The organism is Streptomyces xanthophaeus, from assembly GCF_000725805.1.
GTDB classification, from domain to species: Bacteria; Actinomycetota; Actinomycetes; order Streptomycetales; family Streptomycetaceae; genus Streptomyces; species Streptomyces xanthophaeus.
The window spans coordinates 41,353-63,852 of the sequence record NZ_JOFT01000046.1 but is presented as its reverse complement, the minus strand read 5'-3'; the positions used below and the strand labels follow the sequence as shown (position 1 = coordinate 63,852).

General features: G+C 72.3%; 19 protein-coding genes. 10 read left to right on the top strand and 9 right to left on the bottom strand.

Annotated elements, in window-relative coordinates; all coding sequences use genetic code 11:
• Window positions 1-65 precede the first annotated feature (65 nt).
• Both IO30_RS0125405 and IO30_RS0125400 read left to right on the top strand, forming a co-directional pair.
• Window positions 66-1,586, top strand: a complete 1,521-nt coding sequence (locus IO30_RS0125405) for an MFS transporter (RefSeq protein WP_078904818.1) — start codon at window positions 66-68, stop codon at window positions 1,584-1,586.
• A complete protein-coding gene (locus IO30_RS0125400) occupies window positions 1,583-2,947 on the top strand; it encodes a carotenoid oxygenase family protein (RefSeq protein ID WP_031146501.1) in 1,365 nt (454 codons plus the stop codon). The genes IO30_RS0125405 and IO30_RS0125400 overlap by 4 nt, the downstream gene beginning before the upstream one ends.
• A gap of 15 nt (window positions 2,948-2,962) precedes the next feature.
• On the opposite strand, the gene IO30_RS0125395 is transcribed toward IO30_RS0125400, so the two are convergent.
• Complete coding sequence (locus IO30_RS0125395) at window positions 2,963-4,219, bottom strand: NAD(P)-binding domain-containing protein (RefSeq protein ID WP_031146499.1); 1,257 nt, start codon at window positions 4,217-4,219, stop codon at window positions 2,963-2,965.
• A gap of 133 nt (window positions 4,220-4,352) precedes the next feature.
• Between IO30_RS0125395 and IO30_RS0125390 the strand changes: the two genes are divergently transcribed.
• Both IO30_RS0125390 and IO30_RS0125385 read left to right on the top strand, forming a co-directional pair.
• Window positions 4,353-4,724: an ArsR/SmtB family transcription factor gene (locus tag IO30_RS0125390; protein ID WP_031146497.1), complete on the top strand. Its 372-nt coding sequence runs from the start codon at window positions 4,353-4,355 to the stop codon at window positions 4,722-4,724.
• Window positions 4,714-5,214 (top strand): GNAT family N-acetyltransferase, encoded by a 501-nt coding sequence (locus IO30_RS0125385; protein WP_031146495.1) that lies wholly within the window; start codon window positions 4,714-4,716, stop codon window positions 5,212-5,214. The genes IO30_RS0125390 and IO30_RS0125385 overlap by 11 nt, the downstream gene beginning before the upstream one ends.
• Before the next feature lie 372 nt (window positions 5,215-5,586).
• On the opposite strand, the gene IO30_RS0125380 is transcribed toward IO30_RS0125385, so the two are convergent.
• Complete coding sequence (locus IO30_RS0125380; protein WP_031146492.1) at window positions 5,587-6,378, bottom strand: aquaporin; 792 nt, start codon at window positions 6,376-6,378, stop codon at window positions 5,587-5,589.
• 52 nt (window positions 6,379-6,430) lie between these two features.
• Window positions 6,431-6,745 carry an ArsR/SmtB family transcription factor gene (locus IO30_RS0125375; protein WP_031146490.1) on the bottom strand — a complete coding sequence of 105 codons (315 nt, stop codon included), beginning with the start codon at window positions 6,743-6,745 and terminating at the stop codon, window positions 6,431-6,433.
• A gap of 112 nt (window positions 6,746-6,857) precedes the next feature.
• Between IO30_RS0125375 and IO30_RS0125370 the strand changes: the two genes are divergently transcribed.
• Complete coding sequence (locus tag IO30_RS0125370) at window positions 6,858-7,277, top strand: arsenate reductase ArsC (protein WP_031146488.1); 420 nt, start codon at window positions 6,858-6,860, stop codon at window positions 7,275-7,277.
• A 1-nt stretch (window position 7,278) separates the two neighbouring features.
• On the opposite strand, the gene IO30_RS0125365 is transcribed toward IO30_RS0125370, so the two are convergent.
• Window positions 7,279-9,762, bottom strand: a complete 2,484-nt coding sequence (locus IO30_RS0125365; protein ID WP_107066927.1) for a SpoIIE family protein phosphatase — start codon at window positions 9,760-9,762, stop codon at window positions 7,279-7,281.
• Window positions 9,763-9,929: 167 nt separating this feature from the next.
• On the opposite strand from IO30_RS0125365, the gene IO30_RS0125360 reads away from it, so the two are divergent.
• Window positions 9,930-11,276 (top strand): M20/M25/M40 family metallo-hydrolase, encoded by a 1,347-nt coding sequence (locus tag IO30_RS0125360; RefSeq protein ID WP_078904817.1) that lies wholly within the window; start codon window positions 9,930-9,932, stop codon window positions 11,274-11,276.
• A 14-nt stretch (window positions 11,277-11,290) separates the two neighbouring features.
• A complete protein-coding gene (locus IO30_RS0125355; RefSeq protein WP_031146483.1) occupies window positions 11,291-12,880 on the top strand; it encodes a carboxylesterase/lipase family protein in 1,590 nt (529 codons plus the stop codon).
• A 114-nt stretch (window positions 12,881-12,994) separates the two neighbouring features.
• On the opposite strand, the gene IO30_RS0125350 is transcribed toward IO30_RS0125355, so the two are convergent.
• Genes IO30_RS0125350 through IO30_RS0125335 form a run of 5 tightly spaced genes read right to left on the bottom strand, consistent with a single transcriptional unit; the run spans window position 12,995 to window position 17,462 of the window.
• Entirely contained in the window at window positions 12,995-13,702 is a 708-nt protein-coding gene (locus IO30_RS0125350) for an ABC transporter ATP-binding protein (protein WP_051902575.1), read from the bottom strand.
• Window positions 13,699-14,460 carry an ABC transporter ATP-binding protein gene (locus IO30_RS0125345; RefSeq protein ID WP_031146480.1) on the bottom strand — a complete coding sequence of 254 codons (762 nt, stop codon included), beginning with the start codon at window positions 14,458-14,460 and terminating at the stop codon, window positions 13,699-13,701. Before IO30_RS0125345 ends, IO30_RS0125350 begins: the two co-directional genes overlap by 4 nt.
• Window positions 14,457-15,443 carry a branched-chain amino acid ABC transporter permease gene (locus IO30_RS43755; protein WP_037895094.1) on the bottom strand — a complete coding sequence of 329 codons (987 nt, stop codon included), beginning with the start codon at window positions 15,441-15,443 and terminating at the stop codon, window positions 14,457-14,459. The genes IO30_RS0125345 and IO30_RS43755 overlap by 4 nt, the downstream gene beginning before the upstream one ends.
• Window positions 15,440-16,318 carry a branched-chain amino acid ABC transporter permease gene (locus IO30_RS43750; RefSeq protein WP_051859498.1) on the bottom strand — a complete coding sequence of 293 codons (879 nt, stop codon included), beginning with the start codon at window positions 16,316-16,318 and terminating at the stop codon, window positions 15,440-15,442. The genes IO30_RS43755 and IO30_RS43750 overlap by 4 nt, the downstream gene beginning before the upstream one ends.
• A 1-nt stretch (window position 16,319) precedes the next feature.
• Window positions 16,320-17,462, bottom strand: coding sequence for an ABC transporter substrate-binding protein (locus IO30_RS0125335; RefSeq protein ID WP_234321783.1), 1,143 nt, complete (start codon window positions 17,460-17,462; stop codon window positions 16,320-16,322).
• Between the two features lie 423 nt (window positions 17,463-17,885).
• Here IO30_RS0125335 and IO30_RS0125330 point away from each other — a divergent pair, with 423 nt between their 5' ends.
• The 3 genes from IO30_RS0125330 (at window position 17,886) to bdeA (ending at window position 22,314) form a co-directional block, all read left to right on the top strand.
• Window positions 17,886-19,514 (top strand): carboxylesterase/lipase family protein, encoded by a 1,629-nt coding sequence (locus tag IO30_RS0125330; RefSeq protein ID WP_051859497.1) that lies wholly within the window; start codon window positions 17,886-17,888, stop codon window positions 19,512-19,514.
• A 119-nt stretch (window positions 19,515-19,633) separates the two neighbouring features.
• Window positions 19,634-21,088, top strand: a complete 1,455-nt coding sequence (locus IO30_RS42150; RefSeq protein ID WP_031146474.1) for a hypothetical protein — start codon at window positions 19,634-19,636, stop codon at window positions 21,086-21,088.
• Between the two features lie 305 nt (window positions 21,089-21,393).
• Window positions 21,394-22,314: a bis(hydroxyethyl) terephthalate hydrolase gene (gene bdeA, locus IO30_RS0125320; RefSeq protein ID WP_031146473.1), complete on the top strand. Its 921-nt coding sequence runs from the start codon at window positions 21,394-21,396 to the stop codon at window positions 22,312-22,314.
• Window positions 22,315-22,500: the final 186 nt, after the last annotated feature.

Genomic DNA, 22,500 nt, shown 5'->3' with positions numbered 1-22,500 from the left:
ACTGGACAGTCCCGGCCCGTCTCCGGCCTGGAGAGTGGACACCGTCCCGCACGAGTCTGTGCGCCATGAACCTCCCCCACACACGGACGGGCCCGGCACCGCCCGCACCCGAGCCGCCTCTTGCGGCCCCTGCCGGGCGGCGGACCAGGCCGGGAGCCGCGCTCGCGGCGCTCGCCGCAGCGCAGTTCACGGTCATGCTCGCCACGTCGATCGTGAACGTGGCGCTCCCGCAGATCGGCGCCGGGGTGGGCCTGTCCGACGGAGGCACCACCTGGGTGGTCAACGCCTACGGCCTGGCGTTCGGGGCGCTGCTCCTGGCCGGCGGCCGGGCGGCCGATCTCCTCGGGCGCCGCCGGGTCCTGCTCCTCGGTCTCGGGGTGTTCGCCGCGGCCTCGCTGACAGCGGGCCTGGCGGCTTCCGCGAGCGTGCTGATCGCGGCGCGGGCCGCTCAGGGCCTCGGCGCCGCGGCCATCGCCCCGGCCGCGCTCGCCCTGGCGATGGACCTGTACCCGCCCGGGCCCGGGCGGGGCAGGGTGCTGGGGGTGTGGGGTGCGGTCTCCGGAGCGGGAGGGGCGGGCGGCGTCCTGCTGGGCGGCGTCCTGACGCAGGCGTGGGGCTGGCCCTGGATCTTCCATTCCGTGGCGTCCGGGACGGCACTGGTCCTGACCGCCGTGGTGGTGCTCGTGCCACGGACGGCCGTCCGGATCACCGGGCGGTTCGACCTGCTGGGCACCTCCGTCGTCACCGTCGCCCTGACCTGCCTGGTCTGGGGCCTGACCACCGCACGCGGCGCCGGCTGGACGGACGGACGGGTCCTGGGCTCGCTCGTCGGAGCCGCCGCGCTGCTCGCGGCCTTCGCCGCCATCGAGCTCCGGCGGCCGGACCCGCTGCTGCCGCCGCGCCTGTTCACCACCGGCCGGGTCGCCGCGGGCAACCTGCTGATGGCGCTGCTGGGGTCCGTGTGGATCGCCCTGTTCTTCTTCCTGCCCCTCTACCAGCAACAGGTCCTCGGCGCCGATCCCCTGGTCACCGGAGCCGGTCAACTCCCGCTCGCCGCGGCCAACATGCTCGGGGCGGCCGTGGCGTCCCGCATCTCCCGGCGCATCGGCGCCACCACGACCTTGACCACGGCCCTGTTCACCGAGGCCGTGGGCCTGCTGTGGCTGTCGCGCGTCAGTGCCCACGGCAGCTACGCCACGGACGTCCTCGGCCCCAGCGTCCTGGTCGGCCTGGGGCTGAGCATCGCCTTCGTCCAGCTCACCGCGCTCGCCGTGGACGAGGTCCCGCCGCAGGACGCGGGGCTGGCCGGCGGCCTGGTGAACACCACCCGTCAGGTCGGAGGTGCGATCGGCCTCGCCGCGCTCGCGACCCTGGCCGGTTCCGTCACCTCGCACGCCGCCGTCCACCAGCCGCACCTGGAGGCGCTCACGGCCGGCTACCGCGCCGCCTTCACCGTCTCGGCCGCGGTCCTGGCCGCCACCGCCCTCCTGGCACTCTCCCTCGCCCGCCGCACCGACCCGCGCACCGCGCCCCCCTTGACCCGCCTGACGCATCCGCACATCCACCGGAAGAGGTTCCTGCCGTGACTGCCGACAAGCCTTACCTGAACGGTCACTTCACGCCCGTCGCCGACGAGATCACCGCCACCGGCCTCACCGTCGAGGGCACGCTGCCCCCGGAGCTGACCGGGCGCCTGCTCCGCAACGGCCACAACCCCAAGCCCGGGGTCACCCCGACGCACTGGTTCAAGGGCAGCGGCATGGTCCACGGGATCCGGCTGCGCGAAGGCCGGGCGGAGTGGTACCGCAACCGCTGGGTGCACACACCCGCGCTGGACGGCGCCCCGTACATGACGGAGGAGGGCCCCGACCTGACGGCCAGCACCGCGGGCACCCACGTCATCGAGCACGCCGGACGCCTGTTCGCCCTGTGCGAGGCGAACCTCCCCTTCGAGCTCACCCCGGAACTGGAGACGGTCGGAGCCCACGACTTCCGCGGCAAGCTGCGCACGGCGATGACCGCGCACCCCAAGGAGGACCCGCAGACGGGGGAACTGCACTTCTTCGGTTCCTCGCCGTTCCCGCCGTTCCTGACGTACTACGTCGCCGACGCCAAGGGTGAGATCGTCGACAGCGCCGAGGTCCCGGGAGCGACCGCCTCCCTCAAGCACGACTTCGCCCTCACCCGCCGCCACGTGGTCTTCGTCGAGGGCAACGTCACCTTCGACCCGGCCGAGCACTCCGGCATCCCCTACGGCTGGAGCGACCAGCAGCTGTCGCGCATCGGCATCATGCCGCGCGGCGCCGACGGCGCCCGCCGCACCCGCTGGTTCTCCATCGAGCCGGGCAACATGCTGCACGTCGCCAACGCCTACGAGGACGGTCAGGGCCGCATCGTCCTGGAAGGCCCCACCGTGGACCGCGAGGGGTTCCGGCTGTCCTGGAACTGGTGGACCGGCTCCCCCGGGCGGGGTACCGAGCCGGTGTCCCGTTCCTACACGCGCCGCTGGGTGGTCGACATGGTCTCCGGCGCCGTCGACGAGCAGATCATCGACGACCTCGCGGTGGAGTTCCCCACCCTCAACGAGGAGTACCTGGGCAGCGAGAACCGCTACCAGTACGCCATTTCCTTCCCCGACGAGAAGGGCTTCGGCGGCTACGGCGTCGTCAAGTACGACCGCACCACCGGCGCCCGCCGCATCCACCGAGTAGGCGACGCCCGCATGCCCGGTGAAGCGCTCTTCGTCCCCGCGGCCGGGGCCCGGGGCGAGGACGACGGCTACCTCCTGACCCTCGTCTCCGACCTCAAGCAGGACTCCTCCCAGCTGCTGGTCCTCGACGCCTGCGGCCTCGACCGCATCGCCACCGTCCACCTGCCCCACCGCGTGAGCGCCGGACTCCACGGCTCCTGGATCCCCGACAGCGCCCTGGAGGGCACCGCGGACTGACCTCGGTCACCGGAGTCAGCAGCCTCCCGAGACAGGGGCGGGGGCGCCGATGGTGAGGGTGGCCGGGGCCGCGCAGCAGCCGCCACCGGTCTCCTCGGCGGCCTCGGGCTGGTCGAACATGGCCAGGAAGGTCGGGGCGCGGCCGTAGGACTTCATGCCGACGAGGTAGACGTCCTTCTCCGGGTGGGAGAGCTCGCCCACGCCGTGCGGGTAGACGGTGCCGCACGAGTGCTGATTGGGGTCGATCAGCGGGGCCAGCTCGACCGGCGCCTGCAGGCGCTCGTCGAGGCCGAGGCGGAGTTCGTCGAGGAAGGTCAGGTCGGGGCGGAAGCCGGTGAGGACGATGACCTCGTCGACGGGGTCCAGACGGCGGCCGTCCTCCCCGACGAGGACGAGGCGGCCGTCGCCGGCGCGCTCGACGGCGTCGGTGCGGAAGCCGGTGACGGCGTCCGCGTATCCGCGGTCGACGGCGGCCTTCGCGGCGAGGCCGAGGGCGCCGCGGGCGGGGAGCTGGTCGGCTTCGCCGCCGCCGAAGGTGGAGCCGGAGATCCCGCGGCGCAGGATCCACACCGCGCGCGTTCCCACGCCGTCCTCCTCGTTCCCGGCGAGGTCGGCGAGGTACGCCAGGGCCGTGAAGGCCGACGCGCCCGAGCCGATCACGGCGGTGCGCTTGCCTGCGTACCGGGCCCGGACGGCCGGGTCCTTCAGGTCGGGGACGCGGTAGGAGATCCGGTCCCGGGCCGCCTTCTCGCCGAGGGCGGGCAGACCGCTTCCCCCGGCCGGGCCGGGCGTGGACCAGGTACCGGAGGCATCGATGACGGCCCGCGCGAGGACCCGCTGCTCGCGCCCTTCGCCGGTCTCGTAGTGGACGACGAAGGGCTGGGCGTCGCGGCCGGCGTCGACGATGCGGTCCCGGCCGGTGCGGGAGACGCCGGTGACCGTCGCCTGGTAGCGGACCCGCTCGCCGAGGACATCGGCGAGGGGCTGGAGGTAGCGCTCCGCCCAGTCCCCGCCGGACGGGTACGCGGCCGGGTCGGGCCTGACCCAGCCGGTGGGGGCGAGGAGCTTTTCGGCAGCCGGGTCGACGACCTCTCCCCAGGTGGAGAACAGCCGGACGTGCGACCACTCCCGGACTGCTGATCCGGCGGCGGGGCCGGCTTCCAGGACGAGGGGGTCGATGCCGCGGTCGACGAGGTGGGCGGCGGCCGCGAGTCCGGCGGGTCCGGCCCCGATGACGACGACGGGCAGGTCGGTGATGGCAGGCGCGTCCACGGTCGACTCCTTTTTGTTTCGACATCTGTCGATGCCTTGTGCCGCCAGCATGGCACTTGCTTCGACGAACGTCAACATAGACATCCATCAAATCAAACCCGCCTATTGGTTCGACATGTGTCAACATAGATGCATGTCGAATGCCAAGGCCCTGCCGCTCCTGGAAGCCGATCAGGCCGTCGCACCCTGCTGCCCGCCGCTGAACGAGCGCCCCATGTCGGCGGACGAGGCCGAGGTGGCGGCGAAGATGTTCAAAGCCCTCGGCGACCCGGTGCGCCTGCGCCTCTTCTCCGCCGTCGCCTCCCACGAGGGCGGCGAGGCATGCGTGTGCGACATCTCCGACGTCGGCGTCTCCCAGCCGACCGTCTCCCACCACCTGAAGAAGCTGAAGGAGGCCGGGCTCCTGTCCTCCGAGCGCCGCGGCACCTGGGTGTACTACCGCGTGGAGCCGTCCGTCGTGGCAGCGATGGGCGCCCTTCTGACCGGCACCGCCCATGGCAACTGAACCGGCCCTCCTGCCGATGACGGCTGCGCACGCCTCGCAGGTCCTGGCGATCTTCCAGGCAGGCATCGACGAAGGCGACGCGACCTTCGAGACCACCGCCCCGGCATGGGAGGCGTTCGACGCCTCCAAGCTCGCGGAACACCGCTTCGCCGCCGTCGGCGAGGACGGCCGGGTCCTCGGCTGGATCGCGGCGAGCGCGGTCTCGGACCGCTGCGCCTACGCGGGCGTGGTGGAGCACTCCGTGTACGTCCACCCCGAAGCGCGCGGCCGCGGCGTCGCAGCAGCGCTCCTGAACGCGCTGATCGCCTCCACCGAAGCCGCCGGGATCTGGACCGTCCAGTCCGGGATCTTCCCCGAGAACACCGCCAGCCTCGCCCTTCACGAGCGAGCGGGCTTCCGGGTCATCGGCACCCGCGAGCGGATCGGCCGCCACCACGGCGTCTGGCGGGACGTCGTACTCCTGGAGCGCCGCAGCCCCGCGATCTCGTGAGGCGCGGGTTGTTCGCCGTCCTTGAGCAGGTTGAGGACGCGCGGGGTGTTCCGTGGAATGGGCACTGCCCATGGGGTGCCGACGGCGAAGGCCGGCGGAACAGGCCAATCCCTGGCGGATTGAGGTGGTTCCGTGAGCAACACTCCGGCCCGGCTCTAGTTTGATCGCGCTCAGACACCCTGTCGGCGAAGGGACCGGCCGAGGAGGCTTCTCTGAATTGGCCATCGCTGCCCGGGAATCCTGGAAACCACGACGCGGTATTGCGAAATCCAACGCTGACCCCGATCTGAGGGATCTGATTCGACGCTTCGTCGCTCCCGGTTGGCGGCATCTTCGGCCGGGTGGGAACGACGCCGGTAGATGCACGACGAGCTAGGGAGCGGCGGACCGGTCCTGTGCCGTGCCGCCACGCATGAAGATGACGGCCACCAGGGCCAGTCCGAGGGCCGCGCCGATCAGTTGCATGCCGATGAACCCCGGCACCGAGGCCGGGGCGATGCCCGCGAAGGTGTCGGTGAAGGCGCGCCCGATGGTGACGGCCGGGTTGGCGAACGAGGTGGAGGACGTGAACCAGTAGGCGGCGCCGATGTACGAGGCCACGGCTACGGGGGCGAAGCGGAGGCGGTCGGTGCGGGCCAGGCCGAAGATCAGCAGGATCAGCCCGGCGGTGGCGACGACCTCGCCGAGGAGGAGGTTGCCCGCCGAGCGGTCGTGCTGCGACCACTTCACCAGGGGCTCGCCGAACATCGCGTCCGCGAGGACCGCGCCCGCGACTGCCCCGGCGATCTGCGAGGGGACGTAGACGGCCAGCTCGCGCGCCGTGACGCCGGCGCCTGCGCCTGCGCGGCGAGCGGTCCACCACTCGGCGACGGTGACGGCCGGGTTGAAGTGGGCACCGGAGACCGGGCCGAGGAGGGCGATCAGGACCCCGAGGCCGAAGACGGTGGCGAGGGAATTGGCCAGGAGCTGGAGGGCCACGTCGCCGGTGAGCTCGGTGGCCTGGATTCCGGAGCCGACCACGACCGCCACCAGCGCGGCGGTGCCGACGAGCTCGGCGGCGGCGCGGGCGATCAGCGGGGAGCGGGACGGGGTAGCGCCGGGCGCGGGCTGCGGGGCCCTGTCGACGGCTATGGCATCGCTCGCGGCGGGCTCGGTGGCGGTCAAGACGGGTTCTCCTCGGGCAGGTGAGGCGGGGCTGAGGGCTACGAGCTACGCCCTACGGGCAGGACCGCTTCAGGTTCGATGCGGCGGTGGCACGCGCGGTCCGGGCGAGGTCGGCGAACTGCCCGGCGAGGGCTTCGATGACTTCCGGGCGCAGGCGGTAGTAGGTGAACCGTCCGCACGGCTCCGTCTCCACGACCCCCGCCTTCCGCAGCACCGTGAGGTGGTTGGTGAGGTTGGTCTGCTTCGCACCGGTCTCCTCGACCAGGTGGGTGGTGCAGAGCGTCTCTCGGGCGAGCAGGGTCACGATCTGGAGCCTGAGCGGGTCGGCCAGGACCCGGATCAAGTCAGTGTCGACTGACGTCATCATGGACTGATACTTTCACATCAGCCAGGACTGACACCAGTCCGGGCTGATCTTATCCGCTCCCCTGGCCCGGCCCTCTGGCCCGACCCGGTCGTCCGACCCCCAAGGAAGAACGATGTCCTCCACCCCCGCTGCGTCCGTCCTCTTCGTCTGCGTTCACAACGCCGGCCGCTCCCAGATGGCCGCCGGGTTCCTGCGCCACCTGGCCGGCGACCGGGTCGAGGTCCGCTCCGCCGGGTCCCTGCCCGGTGACCGGATCAACCCGTCCGCGGTGGCAGCCATGGCCGAGGTCGGCATCGACATCTCCCGCCAGGAACCGAAGGTGCTCACCCCCGAGGCCGTCCGGGCCTCCGACTACGTGATCACGATGGGCTGCGGCGACGCGTGCCCGTACTTCCCCGGCAAGACCTACCTGGACTGGCAGCTGGAGGACCCCGCGGGCCAGGGCGTCGAGGCCGTCCGCCCCATCAGGGACGAGATCCGGACCCTCATCGAGGGCCTGATCGCAGAGATCGACGCCGGGCCGAAGGCCTGAGTCAGTCGCCCGCGCGGTGCCAGGGGATCTCGGCCCACACCTGCTTGCCGCCGCTCAGCGGCACCGAGCCCCAGGCGGCCGTCGTGGCCTCGACGATGAGCAGCCCGCGGCCACCGGTCGACTCCCAGCTCACCCACACCGGTTTGACGGGGCTGCGCGGCGACGCGTCGTTCACGGCGATCCGCAGCCGGTCCGCCGACAGGGTCAGATCCATCCCCACCTCGCCCTGCGTGTGCGCGATGGCGTTGGTGACCAGCTCGGACACGACCAGCAGAGCTGCGTCGAGCTCCTCCACCACCCCCCAGGACCGCAGGGTGCGCGCGGTGAAGCGGCGCGCATGCAGGACCGCGTCGGGCAGCCGCCACACCGTCCAGTGGCTCCGCAGCGGCCGTCCCCCCATGCCGTCGTAGCGCAGCAACAGCACCGCCACATCGTCGTCCCGACGGCCCACGCCGACGACCAACTCGTCGGCGATCCCTCCGGCATCGACCGGGTCGGCCACGGTGATCACGTCACGCACCCGCCGCATGCCCTCCTCCAGCGGCAGCCGGGCGGACTCGACCAGGCCGTCCGTCAGCAGGACGAGCAGGGTGCCGGGGAGCAGCCCCACCTCGGTCATGGGGAATTCGGCTTCCGCAAGGACCCCCAGCGGGGGCCCGCCCTCGACCGCCAACTCCTCGGTGACGCCGTCGGGATGGCGCAGGATCGGCGGCAGATGGCCGGCCCGTACGAACCTGGCGATGCCCTCCTCCATGTCGAGGTCCACGTATCCGCAGGTGGCGAAGAGATCGGTCTCCATGCCGACGAGCAGACGGTTGGCCCGTGCGACGACCACGTCGGGCGGATGCCCCTCCACCGCGTAGGCCCGGACCGCCGTACGCATCTGGCCCATGATGGTGGCGGCTCCCGCGCTGTGCCCCTGTACGTCCCCGATCACGAACGCCACGTGGCCGTCACGGAGCGGGATGACGTCGTACCAGTCGCCGCCGACCTCCAGTCCCGCCGTCGCGGGCAGGTAGCGGGCGACGGCGACCCCGCCCGGCAGCTCCGGCAGTTTGCGGGGCAGCAGGCTGCGCTGGAGCATGGTGGCGAGTTCGTGACCCGCGTCCAGTGCGTGGGCGCGCACCAGCGCCTGCCCCACCAGGCCCGCGGTCGCGGTCAGCAGCGACCGCTCCTCCGGGCCGAACCGGTGCTGCCCGTCCCACCCCACCAGGCACACGCCGACGATCCTGCCCTCGGCCGGCAGCGGCAGCACCGCGAGACCGCCGGGCCCGAGGCCCAGGAGACCGGGTTCGAGGTCCGCACCCGGCGGCCACAGGCTCATGTGCCCCCCGCGCAGCGCGCTCTGCAGGGTGGGGAGGTCACTGAGCGGCACGTCGGGCCACTCGGACCGCCATTGCGAGCGCCAGACATCGGGCCAGGCATCGGGTTCCGGCGGGCCGAGGGCGGTGACGATGAGCCGCTCGGGCTCCAGCTCGCCGACCGCGACCCGGGAGGCGCCGAGCGGCTCGCGCAGGGCGGCGACCGCCAGCCGGCTGACCTCCCGGATGGTCGCCGCCCCCGCCAGCGTGGCGGACAGCCGTTGCACGAGGGAGACCTCGTCGGCGCTCGGGCGCAGATAGGTGGCATCGGCCACCACACCCAGGACGCGCTGCGGCGTGCCGGCGGAGTCCACCTCCACGCGGCACCGCAGCCCCAGCCAGCGCAGCTCGCCGTTCGGTCGGCGGACGCGGAACGCCAGCTGCTGTCCGGCGGCGCCGAGCCGGTCCGGCTCCACGATCGCCATCAGTGCGGGCATGTCGTCGGGGACGGCGCAGGCGAGCAGGGTCTCCACCTGTCCGTCGAACTGCTCGGGCGGCAGTCCGATCAGTTCCAGCACGTGCGCGTGGGCCTCCATGCGGCCGGTGCTCAGTTCCAGGATGAACGCGCCGCCCTGGTGGGGCACCAGGGACTGGCCCAGATGTGCCTGCGGGGATTTGCGTCCGGCGAAGCGGGCGGCGACCGATTCGAGTCCGGCGGCCACCTGATCGGCGTAGAGCTCCAGGAGGCTGCGGTCGTCGTCGCTGAAGCCCTCCCCGGCCTCCCCGGCGACGATCAGACAGCCGAGCTCCTGCTGGCCATGTCCCAGCGGCAGGGCGCCCAGCGAGATCCTGGCCGGCGAGCTGGGGTCACCGCCCCGGACGCGGGTGGGGAAGTGGTGGGGGTCGTCCTCGACGAACGTGGCGAGTTCCTTGGGGGTCAGCCACAGCGGGCGGCCGGAGCGGAAGGCATTGGCGGCGGGCGAATGGCCGGCCACGGCGAGGATCGCGGGCAGTCCGTAGAGGACGCCGCGGTTCCCGGTCAGCTCGGCCAGATGGAGCTCCCGGCCCTCGTCGGCGACGACGTAGACGGCGGCCAGCTCGGCCCCGCAGAACGCAAAGCGATGCCTGGTCACCGTCCGTATCGCCTCCTCCCGAGGGCGGCCCGCCGACCGGCCTCCCTCCATGCTGTCGCGCCCTGGACCGTCCGGGCCAGTCGACAGGCGGGCCGGCCACGGCTGCCCGCCCACGATGCGCACCGCGATCGGCCCGTCGGCCCGGGATCAGGTGCGAAAGATGGTTACACGTGTAACACTGGCTCTGCCCCTTCCAGCCCGCAGGCTCCGGAGCGCAGATGTCCACCTCATCCCGGCCGATGCCGCTGCCCTTCTCCTGGGCCGAACAGGAACGGCACCTCGTCAGCCACCTTTCGGCACTGATCCGCCTGGACACCTCCAACCCTCCGGGCCGTGAGATCGCCGTCGCACGCCACCTCTCCCGCGAGCTGACCCGCTCCGGCATCGCCCACCAGGTGCTGGAGTCCGAGCCCGGACGGGCCAATCTCGTCGCCCGGCTGCCCGGGACGGGACAGGAGGCGCCGCTCATGCTGCTGGGCCACGCCGACGTGGTGGGTGCCCGGCCCGACGGATGGAGCCGTCCGCCGTTCTCGGGCGAGGTGGCCGACGGCCGTGTGTGGGGCCGCGGGGCACTCGACATGAAGGGGCAGGTCGCCGCGAGCCTGCTGATCATGCAACTCCTCGCCGCGCACCGGATCCCGCTGCGGCGGGACCTGCTGCTCGTGGTCACCGCCGACGAGGAAGCCGGCAGCCGGCTGGGGGCGTACTGGCTGTGGGAGAACCACCGCAGCCTCATCGAGGCCGAGTTCGCGTTCAACGAAGGCGGCGGCCAGCGCTTCGTGACTCCCGGCGGCCCCGTGTACACCGTGCAGGTGGCCGAGAAGGGCAGTGCCCGGATGCGGGTCACCGCGCGCGGGCCGGGCGGCCATGCCTCGGTCCCCCGCACCGGGTCGGCGGTCTTCACGCTGGCCGAGGCCCTGCTGAGGCTGCGTGCGTTCGCCCCGGAGTCGGTGCTGCAACCCGCCTCGCGGCGCATGCTGGCCACCTTGGCGGAGCTGTACCCGGGCCCGGGCGCGGAGGCGATCGGGCAGCTCCTGAAGGACCCCACCTGGGGCCGTACGAACAGCCTGCCGATCGATCCCGTCCTGCGGGAGTTCGTCGTCGCCGGGCTGCACAACACCGCCACCCCCACCGTGCTGTCCGCGGGGCAGCGCCAGAACGTGGTGCCCGTCGAAGCCGATGTGGTGCTGGACGGACGTCTCCTTCCCGGCGAGCTGCCCGACCGGTGGGCGGCGGCCGTCCAGCAGGCCCTCGGGGACCGGGTCGAGGTGTCGCTGCTGCACGGCCGGGTGAGCCGGGCCGGCCCCGACGCCCCGGAGCTCCTGCGGGTCCTGGGCGAGACCGTCGCGGCCCACGAACCGGGCGCGCGGCTGCTGCCGTACGTCAATCCGGCCGCCACGGACGCCCGCGCCCTCCCCGGCACGAAGGTCGTCGGTTTCTTCCCCTCCGCGAGCGACGCGGACGTCATGCGGCTCATCCACGCACCGGACGAGCACGCCCGGATCACCGACCTGATGTTCGGCGGGAAATGCCTGCTCGACGTGGTCCTCAGACTCTCCACGTGAAAGGAGCCCATCCCATGGGCGTTGTCATCGAGACCCTGACCGGCAAGGTGGAGGGAACGGCCGAAGACGGGCTGTCGGTCTTCAAGGGCATTCCCTACGCCCTCCCCCCGGAAGGGCCCCTCAGGTTCCGGGCGCCGGCTCCGGTCCCCGCCTGGGACGGTGTCCGTCCGGCCACGTCCTTCAGCGCCGCACCGCCACAGTTGCCGATGGTTCCCGGTATGCCCGCGGCCTGGCGGCCGGAGGACGGCCTGGACTGCCTCGCCGTGAACGTCTGGACCCCGGGGGGCGGCGGTGACCGGCTGCCGGTCATGGTGTGGATCTACGGCGGGGGGTGGAAGACGGGCCATTCCTCCGATCCGAGCTACGACGGGGAGGTGCTCGCCCGGGGCGGCGTGGTCATGGTGACCTTCAACTACCGCGTCGGCTTCGAGGGGTTCGGCCACGTACCGGGGGCACCCGCCAACCGCGGTTTCCTCGACCAGGCCGCCGCGCTCACCTGGGTACGGGAGAACATCGCGGCCTTCGGCGGCGACCCGGACAACGTGACGGTCTTCGGCGAGTCCGGCGGCGGCGCCTCCGTCGCCGCCCTGTTGTCCGCCCCGGCCGCGCGCGGGCTGTTCCGCCGGGCCATCGTGCAGAGCATGGCCGGGCGGTTCCTGCCCGAGGAGGAGGCCCGGCGGATCGCCGTGATGATCGGGGAGGCGGCCGGTGTGGGCCTCGCCGGTCTGGCGTCCGCCCCGCCCGAGGCGCTGCTGGCCGTGCAGGACGTGCCCCTGCCCTCGATGCGGGCGGATCCGGGGAACTGGACGACCCCCGAGGCCATCACCGCGTTCTCGCCGGTCATCGACGGGGTCACGGTGGTCGACAAGCCCTGGCTCGCCCTGAGTTCGGGGTGCGCCCGTGACGTCGACCTGATCTCCGGTTACACGCATGACGAGTTCACGCTCTTCGCCATGGAACGGGGCCAGGTCAAGATCGGGCTCGGCGCGATGGCCAAGGCCCTGCCCATGATGTGGGCGGCGGCGCGTGCGGGACGGCGCGAGCGCGCCCGGGCATCGCGAGGGCCGGCCGCCCAGCCCTCGGCCAGGATCCGCGACCTGGACCTCGGCGCCGTCGCCGACGGCCTGCGGCTCGGCCGTCAGGCCGCGGCCGACTACCGATCCGCCCACCCGGGCCTGACCGATGCCGAGCTGTACGTCGCCATGTACTCGGACGCGTTGTTCCGGATGCCCGCGACGTGGCTGGCCGAGGCACACGCCGCTGCGGGCGGACGGGCCTGGCTCTACGACTTCACGTGGAACAGCCCGGCCTTCGGCGGGACCCTCGGCGCCTGCCACACCGTGGACATACCGGCGACCTTCGGTCACACACGAGGGCCGCTGGCCGGCTTCCTGTTCGGCGGGAAGGCTCCGTCCCAGGACTTCGCGCGCCTGTCCGAGCGGCTCCGTGCCTCCTGGACATCCTTCGCCGCATCGGGGGATCCCGGCTGGGCGCCCGTCACGGCGGACCGGCGGACGACCCGCCTGTGGGACACCGAACCGTCGGTCGTCGAGGATCCGCTCGCGGCGTCCCGCCGGATCTGGCACGAGCAGTCCGGTCTCTGACGTGGCTGTGGGACGAGCCCCGGCGGGTGCTCGTCCCACAGCCCTCGGTCAGCCCTCGGTCAGGCGGCGGTCAGGCGGCGGTCAGGCCTCGTCCGGCCGGCGGCCGGGCATCGGTCAGTCGACGCCCAGCAGGCGCCGCCGGTCCTCGGGACTGGACCGGAAGTCCGCACAGGCCGCCTCGTGGACGATGCGGCCCTTCTGCATGACGGCCACGTCCTGGGCCACGGAGAAGGCCAGCCCCAGGTTCTGTTCGACGAGGACCACCGACATGCCCTGCGCACCCACCTCGCGGATGACCTCGCCGACCTGGGCGACGATCGCGGGGGCGAGGCCGTCGGACGGCTCGTCGAGGAGCAGGAGGCTCGGATTCCCCAGCAGGGCGCGGGCGATCGCGAGCATCTGCTGTTCCCCGCCGGAGAGCTGGTCGCCGCGGTGCCCGAGCCGCTCCCCCAGCCGTGGGAGCAGGTCGAGGATGCGGGCCCTCGTCCACGGGCCCCGGGCCGGTCGCCTCGCGGCGATCGCCAGGTGCTCGGCCACGGTCAGCGGCGCGAAGACCCGGCGGCCCTGCGGAACGACGCCCACCCCGGCCCGGGCGATCACGTCGACACGGGATCCGGCGAGCTCGCGGCCGCCGAGGGTGACGCTGCCTTGGTACGGCCGGACGAGTCCCATGACGGTCGATATGAGGGTGGTCTTGCCGACCCCGTTGCGGCCGAGGACCGCGACGATCCCGCCTTCGTCGAGGTCGAGGTCGACACCTCCGAGGACCACGCCCCCGGCGTAACCGGAGCTCAGGCCGCGGATGCTGAAGAAGGGCTTCACGAGGCGGCCTCCATCGTGCCGAGATAGGCGCTCTGGACCTCGCTGGAGGCCCGCACCTCGTCCGGGGTTCCGGTCAACAGGTGTCTGCCGAGGTGCATGACGGTCACCGTGTCGGCGAGCTCGAAGACCATGTCGAGGTCGTGTTCGATCAGGAGAACCGTCACTTCGGCGGGAAGGGCGGCGACGAGTTCGGTGAGCCGCGCCGTCTCCGCCGGGGACATCCCGGCGGCCGGTTCGTCCAGGAGCAGCAGCCGGGGTTCGGTGGCCAGGGCCACGGCGACCTCCAGCTGCCGCCGTTCGCCGTGCGAGAGGGCGGCCGCTTGGACCTCGTGCCGGGTGGGCAGGCCGACCCGCTCCAGCAGCGTCCGCGCCTGCGCGATCGCCGCCGTCCGGGCACTCACCCTGCGCCAGCCGCCGAGTCCGGCACCGGCCCGGCGCAGCACGGCGAGCAGTACGTTCTCCAGCACGGTCTCCCGCAGGAAGAGGCTGGAGTGCTGGAACGTCGCGGCGACGCCGAGTCCGACCCGGCGGTCCACGGGCAGCCCGGTCACGTCCAGCCCGTCGACGCGGATGGTTCCGGCGGTCGTCGCCAGCGTTCCCGAGATCAGGCCGAACAGGGTCGACTTGCCCGCGCCGTTCGGGCCGATGACCGCGTGCCGGGCACCCTGGCGCACGGTGAGGTCCACCTCGTCCAGGGCCCGGAAGGAGCCGAAGTGCCGGGACACCTGGCGCAGTTCCAGGAGTTCGTGTTCTGTCACGCCGTCCTCTTCCGGGTCAGCTGGGGCGGGAGCCGTACGCCGGCGAGCCCGCGGGGGAGCGCGTAGACGGCGATGACGAAGAACAGTCCGAGCAGCAGGGGCCCGCGGCCCGCGACGGCTTCGAGGTTTCCGAGGTAGTCGCGGGTGAGCCAGACGAGGGCGGCCCCGGCGCAGGCTCCCCACAGCGAGCCGGAGCCGCCGATGACGACGGCGAGCAGGGCAAGGGCTGCGATCTCGAATCCGGCGTCGCCGGGCGAGACGAACCGCTGCACCGACACCCACAGGCCGCCTGCGACTCCGGCCAGCGCACCGGCGCCGCAGTAGACGGCCAGGGCGTACCGGCGGGTGGGGTATCCGATCGCGCTCATGCGGCGCTCGTTGTCGCGGATTCCGCGCAGGGCGAGGGCGAACGGTGTCGCGCCCAGGCGGGAGACGGCCGCGAAGAGCGCCAGGAACACGGCCAGGACGTAGAAGTACACCAGCCCGTCGAGTTCCAGCGCGGCCATGCCCGGCAGCGGTACGACGGGCGGGATGCCCGACAGACCGTCGGTGCCGTTGGTCAGCGACTTCCAGTTGACGGCGGCGCTGTAGGCGATCTCGCCGATGGCCAGCGTCAGCATCAGGAACACCACGCCCCGGGCCCGCACCGCCAGCCATCCCGTGGGCACGGCCACCAGTGCGGAGACCGCGGCGGCGATGAGCAGTTGGAGCACCCCGATGTCGGTGAGCCGGGTCGCGACGACGGCCGCCGTGTACGCGCCGACGCCGAAGTAGGCCGACTGGCCGAGGGTCGGCAGTCCGGTCAGGCCGGTGAGCAGGTTGACGCTGATCGCGAGGAGGGCGAACACCAGGATGCGGGACAGGGTGCCGACGGCGTACGGGCCGAGGAGGAAGGGTGCCGCCGCGAGCCCGAGGACGACGGCGGTCACGGACAGCCGCCGCAGCCTGCGTGCGGGGGATCCGGCGGATCCGGAGGGGCTCATGTGCGTACCCCCGAGGGGACCAGGCCGTGCGGGCGGACGACGAGCACGGCCAGCATGGTGCCGAAGAGCAGGAAGGGCGCGTACTCCGGGAGCAGCGCCACCCCGAGTGTCTGCACCTGGCCGATGAGGAGCGCGCCGGCGAGCGCGCCGCGTACGGATCCGAGACCGCCGACGACCACGACGACGAGCGAGAGGACGAGGACGGTCTCGTCGACGCCGGGGCCGGGGCCCAGGATCGGCGCCCCGAGGACGCCGCCGACCACGGCCAGGGCCGCGCCGAGCGCGAAGACCCCGTAGAGGACCTTGCGGATGTCGACGCCCAGTGCGCGGACCATGTCCCGGTCGGCGACGGTGGCCCGTACCAGGGCTCCGAGCGAGCTGCGTTCGAACACGAGGTACACGGCGGCGGCCAGGCCGGCCGCGACGCCGATGAAGACGAGCCGGTAGACCGGATAGGCGTGGCCGAGGAGGTCCACCGTCCCGCGCAGGACGGTGGGCGGGTCGGTGGGGAGCACCTCGCCGCCGAAGGCGGCGGCGAGGAGGTCGGCGACGATGAAGGTGACGCCGAGCGTGAGCACGGCCTGGTCCAGGTGGCCGCGCCGGGCCAGCGGCTGGGTGAGGAACGTCAGCGCCGCTCCGCCCAGGGTGCCCACGAGGACACCGGCCGCCAGTGCGAGGAGCAGGCCCCACAGGCTTCCGTCGGACAGGGCGTAGGCGACGTAGGCCCCGGCGAGGTAGAGCGTGCCGTGGGCCAGGTTGAGCACGTCCATCATGCCGAAGACCAGGGAGAGGCCGACCGCGATCGTGAACAGCAGCAGACCGAAGGCGACCCCGTCGATGACGCTGACGAAGTTGCCGTCCAACCATCCGTACATGTCAGCCGCCCAGCCGGATGAGCTCGGAGCTGACGGTGTTGGTCCCCTGCTTGACCTCGCGCAGGTACCAGGGCTGGACGGGCGTGCCGCCGCTGTTGAAGCGCCAGGTGCCCCGGGGGCTGTCGACGTCCCCCGTCCTGGCGATGGCGGCGTTGACCGTTTCCGGGGTCGCCGTGTCACCGGCGGCCTTGATCGCCCGGTCGAGGACCTGCGCCGCGTCCCATGAGGCCATGGCGTAGGTGGTCGGGTCGGCGCCGTAGGCGGACTTGTAGGCGGGGGCGAACTCCTTGTTGGCGGCGTTGTCCAGGTCGGCGCTGTAGTTGAGCGCGGTGAGGACGCCCTCGGCCGCCTCGCCCTGCCCCTTGAGCACTCCGCCCTCGGTGAGGAAGCCGGGCGCGTAGAGGGGGATCTTGCCGGCCAGGCCGAAGTCCCGGTACTGCTTGACGAAGTCGACGGCCGCGCCGCCCGCGTAGAAGCAGAAGACGGCCTTGGCTCCGGAGCGCTCGATCTGTGCGAGGTACGGCTGGAAGTTCTTGGTCCCGGGGAACGGGGTGTAGACCTCCTCCCCCGCGAGTTGGCCGCCCGCCGGGAGGAAGGTGGACTTGAAGCCGTCCACCTCGTCCTTGCCCGCCTGGTAGCCGGCGGCGATCAGGAAGACCGGCCCGCCGGCCTGCTCGGCCACGTGCTTGCCGAGGGCCTTGCCGGGTTCGTCGTTGACGTACGAGGTGCGCCAGATGTACTGGGTCCCGGTGAGGGTGGTGGGTGAGGCGTTCGAACCGACGAGCGGGACCTTGCTGCTCTCGAAGAGGTCCTTGACCCCGTTGATGGTGGCGGAGCTGACCACGCCGCTCACCGCCAGCACGCGGTCCTGCTTGACCAGCTTCTCCGCCGCGGCCTTGCCCGAGTCGGCGGTCTCCCCCTCGTCCGCGATCACGATCTCCACCTCGCGCCCGCCGAGCTTGCCGCCGTGCCGTTCGACGTAGAGCTCGAAGCCCTGCTTCATGTCGTCGCCCAGCGCCTTGTAGGTCCCCGACTGCGGGACCAGGAGCCCGATCTTCACGGGCCCGTTCTGCTTGTCGCCGTCGCCTGTCCCCAGGCTGGCGCCACCACATGCCGTGGTCAGGAAGAGGGCTGCCGTCGTCACGGCGATCAGACCAACGGGACGAAATCGACCTGCCATGGAAACTCCGAACGTTGTCAACCGGCCCTGACGGGCCGGATGTTGCTGATGGGGCTGCCTTAAGGGGTCCCAGAGGAGGGGCCGGCTCCAGGGCCGGCCCGGCTGCCGGTCGGGATGCGCGTGTCGTCGCCGCCCGGACGGGCTCGAAGCGAGGCCGATGCCTGGGTGAGGGCGCTGACCGCCCGGCAGGGATATCGGAAGTGACACGTGTCTATCGCGTATCACCGACGCACGTCAAGAGTTCGCGATATTGCGTTACGTACGGGGAGTGCGGGCAGCACGCACCCCTTGACCCCGGCCTCAGGCATGTCGTAACACTGACCCTCGTCAAAATAACGCCATGCAAATTCGGCGACGGGCTCTTGATCAGTCAGGGAGTGAAGCACCATGACCGACGATCCATCGCGGCGCAAGATCCTCAGGAACAGCGGGGTACTGGCCGGTGCCGCGCTGCTCTCCGGCATGCCGGGAGCGGGCACGGCGCAGGCCGCCCCGCGCACGTCCGCGTCCTCGCCCGTGGTCGACGCGCCCGCGGGCCGACTGCGCGGAAGCGCCGAAGGGGGTCTCGGCGTCTTCAAGGGCGTGCCCTACGCGGCGCCGCCCGTCGGCCCCCTGCGGTGGCGGCCGGCCCAGCCGCATCCGGGATGGCAGGGGGTCCGCGACGCGGTCGCCTTCGGCCCGAGCGCCCCGCAGCCCTACCGGGAGGGCGGTGACCAGGTGCTCGGGACACACGGCTCGCCCCCCTTCGACGAGGACTGCCTCACGCTCAACGTCTGGACGCCCGGAACCGGCGGCGCCAAACGGCCGGTGATGGTGTGGATCCACGGCGGCGGGTTCATCTCCGGGTCCGGCTCGATGCCCAACTACTCCGGCGAGACCTTCGCCCGCAACGGCGACCTCGTCGTCGTGACCATCAACTACCGCCTCGGACCTCTGGGTTACCTCTACTTCGGGGAGGACGGCGCGGGCGGGAACTTCTGGCTCACCGACCAACTGGCCGCACTGAACTGGGTACGGGAGAACATCGCCGCCTTCGGCGGCGACCCGGACGACATCACCGTCGCCGGCCAGTCCGGCGGCGCGCTGTCGGTCGCGGCGCTGGCCGGCGCCCGGACCAAGGGCCGCCCGCTGTTCCGGCGCGCGATCCTGCAGAGCCCGCCGCTCGGGCTGAAGATCCCCACCAGGGCCGAGTCCCTGCAGCGCACCGCGACCTTCCTGAACATCCTCGGGGCCAAGGACGTGACGGAGCTCCGGGCCGTGCCCTGGCCGCGCCTGGTCGCCGCCACCTTCGAGATGTTCGGGCGCACCGGGCAGTGGGGGTACTGGTCGACCCCCTTCCTGCCGGTGATCGACGAGGTCACCCTGGACCGCCACCCGGCCGACCTGCTGCTCAGCGGGGCCGGGACGGACATCGAGGTCCTGATCGGCTGGACCAGGGAGGAGGCGAACTTCGCCTTCGCCCTCAGCGAGCCGTACGCCGCGGCGACCAAGGACCAGGTGATCGCCAGGGCCCGGAACACCTTCGGGAGCCGGGCGGCCCAGGCCTACACCGCCTACGAAGAGGCCCGGCCGGGCGCCCGCCCGCTGGACGTGCTCATGGACCTGATCACCGACGACCTGTTCCGCATGCCCTGCGTGGCACTGGCCGAACGGCGGGCGGCCCGCGGACGTCCGGTCTGGGCGTACCAGTTCAACCTCCCGACACCGGCGCACAACGGTCAGCTCGGGGCGGCGCACTGCCTGGAACTGCCGTTCGTGTTCAACAACTTCGACAAGTGGTCGCAGGCGCCCTTCCTGACGGGGCTGGGGCCCAGGGTCCGGGACGGTCTCGCCGCGACCGTGCACGCGTCCTGGATCTCCTTCATCCGCACCGGCGACCCCAACCACGGCCCCATGCCGCAGTGGGACCGCTACGGACGGGACACCCGCACGACGATGACCCTGGACTCGGTGACCACCGCCACCGAGGACATCGCCGGATACTGGCGCCGCCTGCACCACCCGGCGGTGCCGTAGCCACCTGCCTCGGAGCGGGGCCGTCCGGTATTCGTGTCCGACCCGTGATCCGATATGCGGACACCCGCTCCACCACCCCCTCTAAAATGATCATGTTCAAAACGAGGGGGAATCCAGAAGTGAAGATCAAGCACATCGCCGCCGTCGCGGCCGCCGCCGTCGTCGGTCCGGTCCTGCTGACCACGCCCGCGATGGCCGAGGAACAGAAGCAGCCGGCCGTGACCGCGCCGGACGTCCAGCCGAAGGACGACACCGCACCGGCCGCCGGAGCCGCGGCGCAGACGGCGAAGGCCGCGGCGGCCGCGGACCCCGCGGCAGCGACGTCCACCGGGACCCTCATGGGGCCCGGTGTCAGCGTGCAGGGGATCCCGAAGACCGGCTTCAAGGCCGACGGCAGCTGGACCCAGCTGACCGTGAAGGTCGACAACTCGGGGCACATAGCGGTCGCGAACTACACGCCCGAGATCTCCGTCATCCAGTGGAGCGGGAAGATCAAGGCCTCGCAGGTCAAGGTCGAGCGTCGGGTCACCGCGGCGGACGGCTCCGTCTCCTGGCAGCTGGCGAAGCAGGTCCTCGCCCCGCAGAACAGCCGCGCGTTCGTCTACGAGCTCGGCACGACCGCCTCCGTGGCCGTGGGCGCCGTCCACGACATCGACGTGCGGATCAGCTTCGCGGCGGACACGGCGGTCGTCCCGTTCGACATCGCCTCCGCCGGTGTGAGCCGCACCGGGGACAAGAGCAGCACCTCCCCCCAGGCCACGTACAAGACCAGCATCGTGGGCGCGACCCCCGACTCGGGCATGACCGTTCCGACCGCGGGCCCCGCGCTCACCGTCGAGGGCCTGCCGAACGGCCTCGCGGCAGGCGGGGCCTGGCAGGACCTCAGCATCCGCGTCGACAACTCCGGCAAGCCGGCCCTGGACGACTTCCACCTGTACCTCGGCCTCACCCGGCCCGACTGGGTGGCCATGAAGGGCGAGCAGCTGAAGGTCGAGTTCTACGGCAAGAACGGCTGGCAGCGCACGGAACTCGGCTACAGCCCCGGTCACTACGTCGTCAACCGCCTCGCGGGCTTCGCCATCCCCGCGGACAAGGCCTTCGACGTCAAGCTGCGCCTCCGGTTCACCGGTGACACCCCGCTCGGCTACGCGCAGTTCCGCGCCTCGGGCACCCCCCTCACCATCGGCTCGAACGTCAAGAGCGAGAGCCGCCCGGTCCTGGTGCAGATCCTGGCCGCCGCTCCGGGCACCGGCAACAAGCCCCACCCCAACGGCGGCGGCACCACCACGCCGATCAACAACACGGGCAATGGCAACAACACAGGCCCCAACAGCACCACCGGCAGCACCGGGACCACCACCGGCACCGGCACCGCGACCACCACCACCGGCGGTACCGGCACAACCGGTACGACCGGCACCGGCACCGGCACCACCACCCAGACCGGCGGCCAGCTCGCCTCCACCGGGGCCGACGCGGCCGCCAGCTGGGCCCTCGGCGGCGCCGGCGTGGCGCTGGCCATGGGCGCGGCCCTGGTGGCCGGCACCGGCCGCCGTCGCCGTACGACGGTCTGAGGTCCGAACAGCCGCCCGCAGCAAGCGAAGTGAAGGGCCCTCCAGGCGACGTCCTGCCTGGAGGGCCCCGGCACGTGCGCACCTCCGGTCCGGCCGGGGTGACCGCCCCGGCCCGGCCGGCCGTCCGCGCCCGGGGAACCGGTGAACTTGCCGATGTGTGCGCACCGGGTCCGCCGCCACCGTGTGCCTACCGCCGGCTCACCCGGCGGCAGCCACCCGGGGCGCCCGACAGCCGAGGACCGCCGAGGACCGCCGTCCTCGATCCCCCCTCCGGCGTGGCTCCCCCACAGCCGAGAGGACCCCCCGTGCGACAGCTCCCCCTCCTCCCGCTCCGCCGGCCCGCCGCAACGGGCCGCTCGCGTACGGTCCGGTCGGGCCTGGCGTCGGCCCTGCTGGCCGGCGCCCTGTTCACGGCGCTGATGCCGAGCGCCAACGCCGCCGACAACCCGTACGAACGCGGTCCCGCCCCCACCGTCGCGAGCATCGAGGCCTCCCGCGGTTCCTACTCCGTCGGCCAGACCAGCGTCTCCTCGCTGAGCGTCTCGGGCTTCGGCGGCGGCACCATCTACTACCCGACCTCCACCGCGGACGGCACCTTCGGGGCCATCGCCGTCTCGCCCGGTTTCACCGCGGACCAGTCCAGCATCGCCTGGCTCGGTCCCCGCCTCGCCTCACAGGGCTTCGTCGTCTTCACGATCGACACCAACACCCGGTACGACCAGCCCGCGAGCCGGGGCGAGCAGCTCCTCGCGGCGCTCGACTACCTGACCGGGCGCAGCTCCGTCCGCAGCCGGATCGACAGCACGCGCCTCGGCGTCATGGGCCACTCCATGGGCGGGGGCGGAGCCCTGGAGGCCGCCAAGGCGCGCCCGTCGCTGCAGGCGGCGATCCCGCTGACCGGATGGAACACCGACAAGTCGTGGTCCGAGGTGCGGACGCCCACTCTGGTGGTGGGCGCCGACGGGGACACCGTCGCCCCCGTCGCCACGCACTCGGAGCCCTTCTACACCTCGTTGCCCAGCACCCTCGACAAGGCGTACCTGGAGCTCAACGGCGCCACGCACTTCACCCCGAACACCTCGGACACGACCATCGCCAAGTACAGCCTCTCCTGGCTGAAGCGGTTCATCGACAACGACACCCGCTACGAGCAGTTCCTCTGCCCGCTGCCGCGCCCGAGCCTGACCATCGAGGAGTACCGCGGCACCTGCCCGCACACCTCCTGATCCCTGCCGGCCGGTTGCCGGTGGCAGCGCCGCGGACGCGCGCGGAGCCACCGGCAACTGCCGTACGGGGGCTGGGGCGCGGAGGGCCTGTGTCCCCGCACAGCGCGGGGCTCGTCTCGTTGGGAGCCGGTCCAGTACGTCCGCGGCCGCCGCGTCACGGATGGACGCGAGGCTTCCGGGCCCCGT

Coding starts and splice junctions, on each gene's coding strand:
- IO30_RS0125405 (WP_078904818.1), top strand. CDS start 66: ATGAACCTCCCCCACACACGGACGGGCCCGGCACCGCCCGCACCCGAG.
- IO30_RS0125390 (WP_031146497.1), top strand. CDS start 4,353: ATGTCGAATGCCAAGGCCCTGCCGCTCCTGGAAGCCGATCAGGCCGTC.
- IO30_RS0125385 (WP_031146495.1), top strand. CDS start 4,714: ATGGCAACTGAACCGGCCCTCCTGCCGATGACGGCTGCGCACGCCTCG.
- IO30_RS0125375 (WP_031146490.1), bottom strand. CDS start 6,745: ATGATGACGTCAGTCGACACTGACTTGATCCGGGTCCTGGCCGACCCG.
- IO30_RS0125370 (WP_031146488.1), top strand. CDS start 6,858: ATGTCCTCCACCCCCGCTGCGTCCGTCCTCTTCGTCTGCGTTCACAAC.
- IO30_RS0125365 (WP_107066927.1), bottom strand. CDS start 9,762: ATGGAGGGAGGCCGGTCGGCGGGCCGCCCTCGGGAGGAGGCGATACGG.
- IO30_RS0125360 (WP_078904817.1), top strand. CDS start 9,930: ATGTCCACCTCATCCCGGCCGATGCCGCTGCCCTTCTCCTGGGCCGAA.
- IO30_RS0125355 (WP_031146483.1), top strand. CDS start 11,291: ATGGGCGTTGTCATCGAGACCCTGACCGGCAAGGTGGAGGGAACGGCC.
- IO30_RS43755 (WP_037895094.1), bottom strand. CDS start 15,443: ATGAGCCCCTCCGGATCCGCCGGATCCCCCGCACGCAGGCTGCGGCGG.
- IO30_RS43750 (WP_051859498.1), bottom strand. CDS start 16,318: ATGTACGGATGGTTGGACGGCAACTTCGTCAGCGTCATCGACGGGGTC.
- IO30_RS0125330 (WP_051859497.1), top strand. CDS start 17,886: ATGACCGACGATCCATCGCGGCGCAAGATCCTCAGGAACAGCGGGGTA.